Source organism: Prevotella sp. S7 MS 2 (assembly GCF_000762865.1).
Lineage (GTDB): Bacteria > Bacteroidota > Bacteroidia > Bacteroidales > Bacteroidaceae > Prevotella.
Window position 1 is genome coordinate 13,669 of sequence record NZ_JRPT01000054.1, and the last position, 13,439, is coordinate 27,107.

Below are 13,439 nucleotides of genomic sequence, written 5' to 3' on the forward strand. Positions count from 1 at the left end.
AAGAGTTATGGTTGAGGAGTGAGAAGTGGTGAGTTTTTGTCGGTCATAGATAAGTAATAAAAGGTAAAAAAGAGGTGAATGGATAAATTGAAATTGATAAAATGATAGCCTGTAGAGTGATTTTATGACAATTTGTGTGTGCTGTTACGTGGAAAATTGTAATTTTGCAAACAAGATAAAGTATTCATTTAAACAAGTATCGATTATGAAAGTAGCAATTGTAGGAGCAAGTGGTGCAGTGGGACAAGAATTCCTTCGCATTCTTGCCGAGAGAAACTTCCCGATGGATGAGTTAGTTCTTTTTGGTTCAGAACGTAGTGCCGGCCGAAAGTACGAGTTCAAAGGTAAGCAGTACGAAGTTAAACTGTTACAGCATAACGATGATTTTAAAGATATAGATATTGCTTTCGTGTCTGCCGGTGGTGGCACTTCAAAAGATTTTGCAGATACGATTACCAAGTATGGGACGGTGATGATAGACAATTCCAGTGCTTTCCGTATGGACGCAGATGTGCCATTGGTGGTGCCCGAAGTGAACGCTGCTGACGCCTTGAATCGTCCTCGTGGTATCATTGCCAATCCAAACTGTACCACCATTATGATGGTAGTGGTGATGAAACCGATTGAAGACTTGAGCCATATCAAGAAGATTCATGTATCTTCTTACCAGAGTGCGAGTGGCGCAGGAGCCGCCGCCATGGCCGAATTGCAACAACAATACAAGGAGATTGTGGAGACTGGAGCGGTGAAGACCATTAAGAAGTTCCCCCATCAGTTGGCTTACAACGTGATTCCCCAAATTGATGTGATGACGGAGACTGACTATACAAAGGAAGAAATGAAGATGTTCCACGAGACTCAGAAGATTATGCATAGCGATGTTCGTACGTCGGCTACCTGCGTACGTGTGTCTTCTCTGCGTTCACATTCGGAGAGTGTATGGTTTGAAACCGAGCGTCCGTTGAGTGTAGAAGAGATTCGTGAGGCCTTGAAAGTGGCTCCCGGTGTGACGTTGAAAGACGATGCGCAGAACTATGTGTATCCCATGCCGCTCGAAAGTGCGGGTCATGACGACGTGTATGTGGGTCGTATTCGTAAAGATTTGGCCGATGACAACGGCAATACATTGTGGCTTACGGGCGACCAAATACGTAAAGGTGCTGCGCTGAACGCCGTTCAGATAGCCGAATACCTGATAGAAGTGGGTAACGTGAAGTAAGATTTCAGGTGGAAAAAGAAATATCTCAATCAAGCGATTGAGCTGTAGAACATACAAAAGGGAAGCGATGGTCGCTTCCCTTCTGTTTTATTTGGCTGCAATACATTCAACCTCTACCAAGGCGCCTTTGGGCAAATCTTTCACCGCTACAGCCGAGCGAGCGGGATAAGGTTGGCTGAAGAACTCGGCATATACTTCGTTCATGGCTGCAAAGTTGGCCATGTCCGACAAGTAAACAGTAGTCTTAACCACGTGTGAGAGGTCGATTCCGGCTGCTTTCATGATGTTGGAAGCATTGGTAAGGCATTGGCGTGTTTGCTCTTGGATGCCTCCTTCGACGAAGTTTCCGGTCTCTGGAACAATTGGAATTTGGCCTGATGCATAAACGAAACCGTTGACCTCGATAGCCTGACTGTACGGTCCGATGGCCGCAGGAGCATTGTCTGTATGGATTGCTTTCATATTATATAGGTGTTTAAAGATGATGATAATATCATATCAGTTTATGTCTTGCAGATTAGCCCTGCCTTGAAGTTATCGGGAGTTAATCGCCTGTGCGGCGTTGGAGTAACGAGGGAAGTTAATAGACAAATGTCTGTTAACTTCAAGTCTCGAAGAGATGTTAACTCCCGATGACTCCTATTAACTTCTAGAATTGAGGAGATGGAATCATATCAGTTTGTATCCACGTTCGCGAAGTGCGTTCATGATTTGCTCTATCTGTTCATGGTTGCGAGTCTCGATGGTCACACGCAAGATGCAGGCATTCACCTTTTGGCGATTGATGGAGCGGTCGTGCTGTACTCCGGTGACGTTAGCTCCGAGGTTGGCAATGATAGATGATACCTCAACAAGTTTGCCCGGCTGGTCGTCGAGTTCTATATCGAACGTGCAAAGGCGGCCGGTTTTCACCTGTCCGCGGTAGATAACGCGGTTCAAGATGGTCAAGTCGATGTTGCCACCGCTCACGATACAGATGGTCTTCTTGCCTTTTACGGGTACCTTATTGTACATCACAGCAGCCACACTCACGGCACCTGCACCTTCGGCTACGAGTTTTTCGCGCTCAATAAGATGCAAGATGGCGGCGCAAATCTCGTCTTCGTTGACCGTCACGACGTCGTCTACATATTTAGAACAGATGTCGAATGTGAGCGAACCGGGTTCTTTTACCGCGATACCATCGGCTACGGTAGATACCGATGCCAGCCGTTCGGGCTTGCCATTACGCAGACTTTGTACCATGCTGGCGGCTCCCTCGGCCTGCACACCATAGACTTTGATGTCGGGACGGAGACTCTTCACGGCATAGGCTATGCCCGAAATAAGGCCTCCACCACCCACAGGAACGATCACAGCTTCCACATCCGGCAGCTGATCGAGAATCTCTAAGCCCACCGTTCCTTGCCCTGCTATCACGTTCTCGTCGTTGAATGGATGGACGAATGTGTAGCCTAGCTCGTCGCGAAGTTGCAGAGCACGCTGGTAAGCATCATCGTATACGCCCGGTACCAAGCATATCTCGGCTCCCATTTGACGTGTGGCTTCGACCTTACTAAAGGGAGCTCCCTCCGGTAAACAGATGAGAGACTTCACTCCCATGGCCGATGCGCCGAGTACAACTCCTTGTGCATGGTTGCCCGCCGAGCATGAAATGACACCTTTCTGACGCTCCGCTTCGCTGAGTTGTGATATCATATAGTAGGCTCCGCGTATCTTAAAAGACCCCGTTTTCTGCAAACATTCGGGCTTAAGATATACATCACATTCGGGATTTACATTGTAGGCATGCACCAAATTGGTCGGGCGAATAACCTCACTCAGTACTTTTCGGGCCTTTCGGAAGTTCTCCAGTTCTAGCATTTTTATTATTCTATGATTTTAAAACAGAGATATTCATAGCATATCTCTATTCTTCTTTGTGTGCAAAAATAATCATTTTTGTTGTTTTACAACTATGTATGCTTACACTTTTTGAGAAATATTCCGGTTTAATGAAATCTTTGTTGATTTGTCATACTATAACTTCCGAGGGCTCACGAAGCCTTGGACGTTGACGTGCTATGGCTCTGAGGTGTCTTAGTTAGATGGTAGTCGTTTGCTGTCGGAAGCTGCGTGGAGAGATTCCAAACTTCTTTTTAAAGGCTTTGCTCATGGCTGCAAGGTCGTTATATCCCGTTCTGTAGGCTATTTCGGATATGCTTAGGTCGGTGTTGATAAGCATTTTTCGACAATATTCCAGCTTAATATCACTGAGCCAAGAAGCGAAAGTGTCTCCCCGAACCTCGTATATATAGTTGGAAAGATGGCTTCTTTCCATGTTCATTGCTTCTGCTACATCGTCCATGGTGATATTGTTTTTGAGCAATGGAAACGGTTCTTGCAAGAGCCAATGGTCTATAGCATCGTTCAATAAGTCTCTTTCCTCCTCTGTTATGGTTGGTCTTTTCACCTTGTGCGAACTTAATAGGTACCACGTTATGGTACAAATATAGAGTATTTCTATATATTTTTGCCTGTTTTCGTTTGTTATTATTTGTTATGACAAGTTTATGAGGTGTGAATATCGTATTTTTAGCTATGCGAACTCTTCTAAGATATATAGTTGTGAGGTGTGTTTTTATCTCTTGGTGGCGGTTTATGATATGGCTGTTTCTGTATTTTTAGAATCTAAAACGATTGTGATATTTCTGTAGTAAAGCTTTGGTTTTTTATGTCCCTTAACTGTTTATTCTCTATAAAATGATTATATTTGTAACTGAAATATAGATGTGGGTTGACAAAACCTCACATGATAAACTCAAATATTAAATCAATTTATTAATTATACCAATCACTATGAACTCTAAACATCTGATATTGGGTGCATTGTTGTTATCTTCAATGGGCATCAAAGCACAGGTAAATGCGCCTGCTCCTATCGCTCCGTTGCCCGAAGCTCGGCAAGTTTCGTGGCAGAAAATGGAGACTTATGCCTTTATTCATTTTGGTCCAAACACGTATGGCGACCGTGAATGGGGCTTTGGAGATGCCGATCCGAAGTCTTTTAATCCCACGAAACTCGACTGTGAACAGTGGGCTCGCGTCCTCAAAAAGGGTGGTATGAAAGGTGTCATCATCACAGCTAAGCATCATGATGGCTTTTGCTTGTGGCCAACTATGTACACCGATTACAGTGTTCGCAACTCTCCTTATAAGGAAGGAAAAGGAGATATTGTCGGCGAATTGGCTGCCGCGTGCCGCAAGTATGGCTTGAAGTTTGGCGTATATCTGTCTCCTTGGGATCGACATCAGGGATTTTACGCTACTCCCATCTACCGAGAATACTTCCATGCACAGCTACATGAACTGCTAACCAAGTATGGTGAACTGTTTGAAGTGTGGTTTGATGGAGCCAATGGAGGTGATGGTTGGTATGGCGGAGCAAAGGAAACACGCAAGATAGATGCCAATACCTACTATGATTTTCCGCGTGCTTGGGCAGCAGTAGATAGTCTTCAGCCCAATGCTGTCATCTTTTCTGACGATGGTCCCGGTTGTCGTTGGGTAGGCAATGAGCGTGGTTTTGCGATGGCAACCAATTGGTCTTTCATCACTCCTTTCGCTATGCCACCGGGCGCAGAGAAGCAATTTATGTTACAACAGGGACAACCTGATGGTACCAAGTGGGTACCGTCGGAGTGTGATGTGTCTATCCGCCCGGGATGGTTTTACCATGAACGCGAGAATAACAAAGTGAAAACGCCCGACCAATTGGTCGATTTGTATTATCGCAATGTTGGCCATAACGGTACGTTCTTGCTCAATGTACCCGTTGATAAGGAAGGTTTGATTCATCCGGCCGACTCTGCCAGCCTCATAGATTTTCATAATCGAATAGTGAAAGAGTTTGCCAACAATCTTCTGAAAGGTGCTTCCGTGTCGGTAGATAGTGAGCGTGGCAAGGCGTTCGGTGCCAAAATGTTGACTGATGGCAACTATGATAGCTATTGGGCAACACCGGATGGTGTTGTTTCGGGTACGATGAATATCAAGTTTAAGCGCACGACTAAGGTTAATCGCATGATGTTACAGGAGTATATACCGCTGGGTCAGCGTGTTCGTTCGTTCGTCGTTGAATACTTAAATGGCAAGACTTGGCAGCCCGTCAAGATGACTGAAGAGACCACTACCATTGGTTACAAGCGCTTGCTTCGCTTCAAGGAGATTACTACTCAGCGTATGCGTGTACGCATTCTCGATGCTCGTGGCCCGCTATGTATTAATGAAATAGGTGCTTACTATGTGCCCGGAGCCAAGGATAGTTATGTAGATAACACTTCGGAGGTTCAGAGTTTACCTTTCACAGTTGATAAACAAGCCGGTGAAGTGACGCTTGATTTAGGCAAAGTACAGCCGGTCAAGGCTTTGTACTATCTGCCTTCTCAGGCCAATGCCAATCCCGGACTTATTGATAAATATGAGATTTACGTCGGTAATACGCTGGATAATCTGAAGAGAGTGGCTGTGGGAGAGTTCTCAAATATCCGCAATAATCCCATCATGCAAGAGGTCTTCTTCACTCCGCAACAAGCGCGTTACGTTCGTTTGAAGGCTGTTCGTATGGTTCGCGAGGGTGAATCAATAGCTTACGATAAACTTGCTGTGCAATAAAAGCAGTTTTTGATGAAAGTCCGACTTGTCTAATTAATCAGGCAAGTCGGATTTTTGTTGGTTGACTTTTGATGAGTTGGTGGTATCTGTAGCAGTCTTTGGCATGGTCATTGATGAGCCCGATAGACTGTAAATGCGAATAAATGATGACCGACCCTACGTATTTAAAACCGCGTTTCTTCAGGTCTTTGGCCACCATGTCGGACAGTTCGTTGTGTGTGCACCACTCTTCTTGATGCGACGGATACACCCATGTTTGCCCATTGGTAAACTTCCAGATATAAGTATCGAATGTTCCAAACTCTTGGGCCACCTGCATGAAACAGCGAGTGTTGTTGATGATGCTCTCAATCTTGCGACGCGAGCGAATCATTCCTTCTGTTTGGAGGATGCGTTCCACGTCTTTTTCGGTGAACAGTGCCACTTTTGCGGCATCGAATTGAGCAAAGCATGTGCTGAAAATATCGCGACGTTTCAGCATCATCTGCCATGATAGCCCACACGACATCGACTCCATGAGCAACAATTCAAAGTGTCGTTGGTCGTCGTGTACGGCCACTCCCCATTCTTCATCATGGTATTTCTCGGAGAGCGCATCGCTCAAACACCACTTACATTTACCTCTTTCTGTTTCCATTCTCATCTTTGTTTTTCGCAAAAGTAGATAATCTTGTTGACTTAAACAAATTCACTAGTGACGAATAGATAATTATATTGATTTGTTGCAGGGTGTTCGCAGTGTTGCTGAATGGGCTTTGCAGTAATGCTGCAAGGTTGAGGCAGTGATGCTGAAAAGCCGCTGCAGTAGCCCCACTCCGACCCTCTACAGCCCCATCCCGACCCTCCCCAAAAGGGGAGGGAGATGGTTCTTGAGTTGATAAGTTATTGGTTGAGTTTGTTAGTTCATGAGTCTTTGAGTTGATAAGTTTTCAGTTGTAAAACGGAAAAAGGTCATTTCTTTTTCCTTCTCCTTTTGGAGAGGGATGGGGAGAGGCCTCTGTTGGGTTGTGGGGGAGTCTTTCAGACTCAACATTGTGAGGTGCCATTTACCGTAAGATTAAAGGCTTACGGTTATTCATAGGGTTGTCCTTCGGACAATAAGGGATTCTTTTTTATCGTGGGCTTTTAGGTCTATGGGATAAAACGATGTCAAAAACAAGTCCCATTCCGCTCTTCTTCCTTCAGGAAAAGATGCTTAGATGAGAGATAAGGGAATAGATATTCAAGGCGATAAGAAGCTTTTGATGAATCTTTCAGGGCCTCCTTATCTTTTATGTATGCGCTCTTTGATACGGCGAACTATGTCGGTCTTCTGCTGTAATATGCGCCATGAAAAGGTGGCACTGATGAGGAAGAGGACGAATCCCGCTGTCCAATAGGCCGTACCTTGGGTGTTAATCACCACGACATAAGCACATAGCGCTACGAGGATGTGGAAAATGGTGTAGCCAATGTTGCTTCGACTCATGCGATAACCATAACGATGGTAGGCCATCATATTTGAAACAATGGAGTCAATCATACCTGCCAAGAGGATTCCGAAGCCGGCTCCGGTGAGTCCCCAATGGGTGAATCCAAAGCAAACGACACCGATGATGGCTGTAGCGGAGAGTCCTTCTATAATTAAATAGGTGGAAGAGTCGCCACGAGAGAGCGGAATGTAGCAGAGCGGGAGGGTGATAGCTCGTAGATACATGGCTAAGATTGCCGGCTGTACCATGCCAAGTGCCGGTAAGAACTTACCACTATAGAGAAGTGGAAGAATGATGGGCATGCCTACAAGAAATATAATAAGAAGTGGCGCAAGCATGAGTAGCGAGACCTCTATCTGTCGGTTGATAAGCCGGTTTTGCTGTATGATGTCGTTACCAATGGCCGATAAGCGCGGAAAATAGTCGGTTTCTAAAGCTGTAAATACGATTCCAGCATAGGTCATGGTCATCATGAAGCCTGCATTATACAGTCCTACATCATCAAGATTGCCGTGGGTGTTGAGGAAAAGGCGGATGATAAACTCTGCTCCGCTGCCCATCATAGCCGACAACATGAAAGCGATACCGAGTCGGATGGTACTGTTGGCTTGTGATAGAAAATCTTTGTGGAGTGATAAATGAAGCGGATGGTAGCGGTAAGAGTAGCTGATGGTGAGCAACATTTGGCCTAAAGCTATCAACAGAAGTGACGGGATGATGGCCGACAGCTGCCAAACTAGGAATAAAGGAACAGAGATGATGAGTGCCAAGACCACTTGGAAGAACGAGATAAAGGCTAGTGGGCGGAGACGGCGTGTACCTTTGAGAACAGCCAGTTCGCCTCCCGTGATGGTCGATAATGCCACGATGGGGGCGAGAAGCATGAAGTGTAGTGTGTGGTTTCCCCAGTTGAAAGTCCACGAATTGAGCACCGGACTGAGGACAACGCATAGTATCATGCCCACGATGCCGGTGATGATGCTCCATGAACGAATCAGTTTGATGTAGTGGTCGAGTTCTTCTTGGTTACCATGTTCGTAGGCATAGGATATTTTCCGAATCCCACTGACCGGCAAACCTAGTTGACTAGCATCGCCAAGTAGACGGATGGTGGAGTTGAACAGAGACATGAGGCCCACGCCATTTGGTCCGAGAATCATTGCCACCAACTTGGTACGGATGATTCCTACCAAGATGCTTATCCCTTGCATACCACCGAATAAGCCGGTATATTTGAGGATGTGGGTGTAGTTGTCTGTCTGTTCTTGTTCTTTCATGCAATGATGTCTCCATATTGAAGGAAACAAAAAAAGAGGTAAGAGACGGATGGATGTTCCTGTCTTTTACCTCTTCTTGTATACGTTTGAAGTTTTTAATCTTGCTCAATCCATCCTGATGCCTGCTTTGCTTCGCTGGCTCTGTAAGATGGTATTACCTGCCCGGCTCTGTAGATGCCTACGAGTGTGATGTCGAAGACAAGCGTGGAGTAGGCCGGAATGGTAGAGTTGGCACTCTTACCATAGCCCAATTGGTAAGGAATGTAAACAGTCCAACGGTCTCCAAGATGCATGTGCATGAGCGCAGTAGCAAATCCGTCAACTGTTCCGGAGACTAACATCTTGGCCGGAACCATGGTCTTGAGATCGTAATCGTAACCACGTACCCATGATTGATCGAAGATATAACCGTCTTTATAACTCGTTGACGGCAGCAAGCGTCCTTGATAATGTATGCGGACTGAGTCGGTGTAAAGGGGCGAAACCGTCCCCGTGCCACTCTTTTGTACCTTGACTACAATGTGGTCGATGGCGTCGTTGTGCACATTATCGGCAAACGCATAACTCTTAAATACCTTCCAAGAAGCGTCACCTGTTGCTGCTGCATCCTTTGCTTTTTGATAGATGGTGTTGAAATAAGTCGTATTGGTGGTTTCCCAATTAGGGAACTCGTCCACCTTATTGTCGTCTCCCTCTTTGCAAGATGTAAGTCCGAAGACCACAGCAAGCAATAATAGCACTGTATAGTCGGCCAGTTTTCTCATTTCCATAGGTTTACTGAAGTTTCTTGAGAACGCTTGTGATGCTCACACGATCCTCAATGATGTTGCGCAACTCGGCGATGTCGACGCGCTCCTGAGCCATAGTATCGCGGAAACGCAACGTCACTTTGTTGTCGTTTAACGTATCGTGGTCTACCGTAACGCAGAAAGGCGTACCGATAGCATCTTGTCTACGATAGCGTTTACCGATTGAATCTTTCTCTTCGTAGTGTGTATTGAAGTGGAATTTCAGTTGGTCTACTATCTCACGAGCTTTCTCTGGGAGTCCGTCCTTCTTCACTAATGGGAGCACAGCGCATTTGATTGGCGCCAAAGCTTCGGGCAAACGAAGAACTACGCGAGTCTCTCCATTCTCCAATTTCTCTTCTGTATAGCTGTGACACATGACGCTTAAGAACATACGGTCAACACCGATTGAGGTCTCAACAACGTAAGGTACGTAGCTTTCATTGGTTTCCGGATCGAAGTATTTAATCTGTCGGCCGGAGAATTTCTCATGTTGTGAGAGGTCGAAATTGGTGCGTGAGTGGATTCCTTCCACCTCCTTGAAGCCGAAAGGCATCTTAAATTCAATGTCGGTAGCGGCATTAGCGTAGTGCGCCAACTTCTCATGGTCGTGATAACGGTAGTTCTCATTGCCCATATTGAGACCCTCATGCCATGCCAAACGAGCCTTCTTCCAATATTCAAACCACTTTATTTCGGTACCCGGTTGGCAGAAGAATTGCATCTCCATCTGCTCGAATTCGCGCATACGGAATACGAATTGGCGTGCCACAATCTCATTACGGAAAGCTTTACCAATCTGTGCGATACCGAAAGGAAGCTTCATACGGCCGGTCTTCTGAACATTCAGATAGTTCACAAAGATACCTTGTGCGGTTTCAGGACGCAGATATATCTTGTTGGCAGCGTCTGAGAGAGAACCCATTTCGGTAGAGAACATCAAGTTAAACTGGCGTACATCCGTCCAGTTCTTTGTTCCTGAGATGGGGTCTACAATCTCTTCGTCGAGTATTATCTGCTTGAGTTCCTCTAAATCCGGGCCTTGCATAGCCTTCGTATAGCGTTCGTGGAGGGCGTCATGTTTTTGTTGATGCTCCAGAACTCGGGGATTTGTCTCGCGGAATTTAGCTTCGTCGAAGCTGTCGCCAAAACGTTTGCGAGCCTTAGCTATCTCTTTTTCAATTTTTTCTTCGTATTTTCCCAACTGGTCTTCGATGAGATTGTCGGCGCGGTAACGCTTCTTGGAGTCGCGATTATCAATCAATGGATCGTTGAAAGCATCCACGTGACCGCTCGCTTTCCATATTGTTGGGTGCATGAAGATGGAGGAATCGATACCTACAATATTCTCGTGGAGCAACACCATGCTCTTCCACCAATACTCTTTGATATTGTTTTTCAGCTCAACACCGTTCTGTCCGTAATCGTAGACAGCTGCGAGGCCATCGTAAATATCACTACTTGGGAAGACAAACCCGTATTCCTTACAATGGGAAACTATCTTCTTGAAAACATCTTCTTGTGCCATGATTTATCTTTTGTTTACCTTTTTAACTCGGCAAAGGTACATAATATTTCTGACAGACTGTCTATTAAAAATGCAAAAACTTCATAAAGAACATGGCTTTACAGGCTTTATGCTTACCTTTGTAAGAAACTATCAGACGATGCAAATACTTTTATCATGCGCCAAGGACATGACTTCCGAGCGATTATACGATAGCCGAAAAGGTACGATACCGATGTTTCAACAACAGGCTGAGGCCATAGCTACGCAGATGATGAGCTACAGTGCCGAAGAATTAGGGGCTATGTTGAAAATCAATCATCAGCTAGCTGCACTCAATAAGCATCGCTATACCACATTTTTAGAGCCTGAACCGAAGATGGAAGCTATCTTCTCGTACACTGGAATAGCCTATAAATACCTGCAAGCAGGTAGCTTTTCTGATGTGGAATTAGCATATGCGCAGGGGCATTTGTGGATAACATCGTTCTTATACGGTCTGTTGCGTCCCCTCGATATGATTAAGAACTACCGTTTGGAAGGCTCTGTCTACTTGGGAGAGAATGGTGGTCAGCGCATGTTTGACTATTGGAAACCGCTCTTGACAGACGTATTGATAGACTCAGTGAAGCAAGATGATGGCGTGTTATTGAATGTGGCAAGTGCTGAAATGAAGCATCTTTTTGACTGGAAGCGTGTTAAACGTGAGGTGAAAGTGATAGAACCGGAGTTCATGGTGGATAAGAATGGCAAGTTGAAGAGCATCGTCGTGTATTGCAAAATGTGTCGTGGAGCCATGGCTAATGATGTGATTAGGCATCAAATCAAAGATCCCGATCAACTCAAAAACTTTGAATTTGAAGGCTTTTCATATCGTCATGATGCAGAAGATGGACTTCATCCGCTCTTTGTCATGGAGGGATAATGGTCTTAGATGTTTCTTAGAGGATGATAAGTGTACTTTTGTGTGCGGACACACGTACTTGATTTATGTCAAGAATTAAACGGTATAATGAAAAAGACAAGTTTGTTTTGAGATGTAATTTTGCGATACCATATATCTTTGCATCATCAAAATTGAACGAAATTAGCGTGCGAAAAGTTAATAGATAATAAGATAATAAAGAATGTAAATCTCAATACGGTATCTAGTTTAAGGTAAGAAGATGGGATAATAAGTACGCAAGTAACAAGAGAAATTTGAGAGATTGATGTGCCACGAGGCACGAATAAAAGAAAGCAATAGAAATGAAAGGGGAAAGAGGTGATTTCTGTTAGATACAGGAATCACCTCTTTTCTATTATCGGCAAAGTAAGTTTAGCCATTTTAATGGACACTATATTTTGGTAAGCGATAGGATTATACTAATTTTGCACATACAATATTGATATATGTTTAGCAGCAAACAAACCGACGCCTTGTTGGAACGAATTCGTCTGGGAGCCACGATGACGAATCGCGAGAAGCTCAATCTCATTGTCGAATTGAGTATTCCGTCTATCTTGTCACAGATTACTTCGGTACTGATGTTCTTCATTGATGCCTCAATGGTGGGACAGCTCGGTGCTCGTCCGTCTGCTGCTATCGGCTTAGTAGAGAGTACTACATGGCTGTTAGGAGCTTTTACGTATGCTTCTTCCATGGGCTTCTCCGTGCAAGTGGCTCACTTTATCGGTGCCAACGACTTCGTCAAGGCGCGTCAGGTGTTCCGTCATGGACTGATATGTACCTTCTTCTTGAGTCTGTTTGTAGCTTTTTGCGGTTTCTTGGTGCATAAACCATTACCGTATTGGTTGGGTGGTGGTGCCGACATAGCGCATGAAGCATCGCTCTATTTCTTGATTTATGCGCTGGCCATGCCCTTTTTCCAGCTTGGCAACTTGTCCGGAGCAATGCTTAAGAGTTCTGGAAATATGCGTGTACCTAGTGTCGTCAATGTGGCCATGTGTGTGCTTGACGTGCTTTTCAACTATATTTTTATCTTCCGGTTTGGTCTCGGTGTCGTCGGCGCCGCTATCGGAACGGCTCTCGCTATCATGTGCGGTGCGTTCTCACAAGCCTATTTTGCCATCTTCCGGAGTAAGATATTAGCACTCCGACTAGATACAGCTCCATTCCGTTGGGTATGGGATTATGTGCGTAATGCAGTGAAGATAGGCGCTCCAATGGCTGCTCAATCTATCTTGATGAGTACGGCTCAGGTAGTCAGCACCATCATTGTGGCACCTCTAGGCAACTTTGCCATTGCGGCCAATACCTTTGCCATCACGGCCGAAAGCCTTTGTTATATGCCCGGTTACGGTATTGCCGATGCGGCGACCACGCTTGTGGGGCAGAGCAAAGGAGCCGGTCGACTCGACCTTTGTCGTAATTTCGCTTATATGACAGTGGCTCTTGGCATGGCAGTCATGGCCTTTATGGGTGTTATCATGTATATTTTTGCGCCCGAAATGATTGGTGTGCTTACCCCCGTTGAGGCCATTCGTGAACTAGGTATACAATCTCTTACGCGAGTTCGGGAT

The 13,439-nt window shown here is 45.3% G+C and carries 11 protein-coding genes; 4 read left to right on the forward strand and 7 right to left on the reverse strand.

Annotated features, from left to right (window positions below; genetic code table 11):
* The first annotated feature begins 205 nt into the window (after window positions 1-205).
* Window positions 206-1,219 (forward strand): aspartate-semialdehyde dehydrogenase, encoded by a 1,014-nt coding sequence (locus HMPREF0671_RS09070; protein WP_036899766.1) that lies wholly within the window; start codon window positions 206-208, stop codon window positions 1,217-1,219.
* 87 nt (window positions 1,220-1,306) lie between these two features.
* Here the strand turns inward: HMPREF0671_RS09070 and HMPREF0671_RS09075 are convergent, their stop codons facing one another.
* From HMPREF0671_RS09075 to HMPREF0671_RS09085, 3 genes are all read right to left on the reverse strand, one after another.
* A complete protein-coding gene (locus HMPREF0671_RS09075; RefSeq protein ID WP_036899747.1) occupies window positions 1,307-1,681 on the reverse strand; it encodes a RidA family protein in 375 nt (124 codons plus the stop codon).
* A 207-nt stretch (window positions 1,682-1,888) separates the two neighbouring features.
* Window positions 1,889-3,082, reverse strand: coding sequence for a threonine ammonia-lyase (ilvA, locus tag HMPREF0671_RS09080; RefSeq protein ID WP_036899749.1), 1,194 nt, complete (start codon window positions 3,080-3,082; stop codon window positions 1,889-1,891).
* A gap of 220 nt (window positions 3,083-3,302) precedes the next feature.
* On the reverse strand, window positions 3,303-3,671 hold the full coding sequence (locus HMPREF0671_RS09085) for an AraC family transcriptional regulator (protein ID WP_052052969.1): 369 nt from the start codon (window positions 3,669-3,671) through the stop codon (window positions 3,303-3,305).
* A 386-nt stretch (window positions 3,672-4,057) separates the two neighbouring features.
* Between HMPREF0671_RS09085 and HMPREF0671_RS09090 the strand changes: the two genes are divergently transcribed.
* A complete protein-coding gene (locus HMPREF0671_RS09090; protein ID WP_036899751.1) occupies window positions 4,058-5,872 on the forward strand; it encodes an alpha-L-fucosidase in 1,815 nt (604 codons plus the stop codon).
* Window positions 5,873-5,909: 37 nt separating this feature from the next.
* Here the strand turns inward: HMPREF0671_RS09090 and HMPREF0671_RS09095 are convergent, their stop codons facing one another.
* The 4 genes from HMPREF0671_RS09095 to HMPREF0671_RS09110 all read right to left on the reverse strand — a co-directional run bounded on the left by HMPREF0671_RS09095 (window position 5,910) and on the right by HMPREF0671_RS09110 (window position 10,937).
* Window positions 5,910-6,509 (reverse strand): DNA-3-methyladenine glycosylase I, encoded by a 600-nt coding sequence (locus tag HMPREF0671_RS09095; protein WP_036899754.1) that lies wholly within the window; start codon window positions 6,507-6,509, stop codon window positions 5,910-5,912.
* A 627-nt stretch (window positions 6,510-7,136) separates the two neighbouring features.
* Window positions 7,137-8,621, reverse strand: coding sequence for an oligosaccharide flippase family protein (locus HMPREF0671_RS09100; protein ID WP_036899756.1), 1,485 nt, complete (start codon window positions 8,619-8,621; stop codon window positions 7,137-7,139).
* A gap of 95 nt (window positions 8,622-8,716) precedes the next feature.
* On the reverse strand, window positions 8,717-9,391 hold the full coding sequence (locus tag HMPREF0671_RS09105; protein WP_231725683.1) for an FKBP-type peptidyl-prolyl cis-trans isomerase: 675 nt from the start codon (window positions 9,389-9,391) through the stop codon (window positions 8,717-8,719).
* 4 nt (window positions 9,392-9,395) lie between these two features.
* On the reverse strand, window positions 9,396-10,937 hold the full coding sequence (locus tag HMPREF0671_RS09110) for a glycine--tRNA ligase (protein WP_036899758.1): 1,542 nt from the start codon (window positions 10,935-10,937) through the stop codon (window positions 9,396-9,398).
* A gap of 139 nt (window positions 10,938-11,076) precedes the next feature.
* Here HMPREF0671_RS09110 and HMPREF0671_RS09115 point away from each other — a divergent pair, with 139 nt between their 5' ends.
* Both HMPREF0671_RS09115 and HMPREF0671_RS09120 read left to right on the forward strand, forming a co-directional pair.
* The gene (locus HMPREF0671_RS09115; RefSeq protein WP_036899760.1) at window positions 11,077-11,841 is read left to right on the forward strand and encodes a YaaA family protein; all 765 of its coding nucleotides are present in this window, start codon (window positions 11,077-11,079) and stop codon (window positions 11,839-11,841) included.
* Between the two features lie 467 nt (window positions 11,842-12,308).
* Window positions 12,309-13,439 (forward strand): MATE family efflux transporter (locus HMPREF0671_RS09120; protein WP_036899762.1); only part of this gene is annotated, 1,131 nt, incomplete at its 3' end.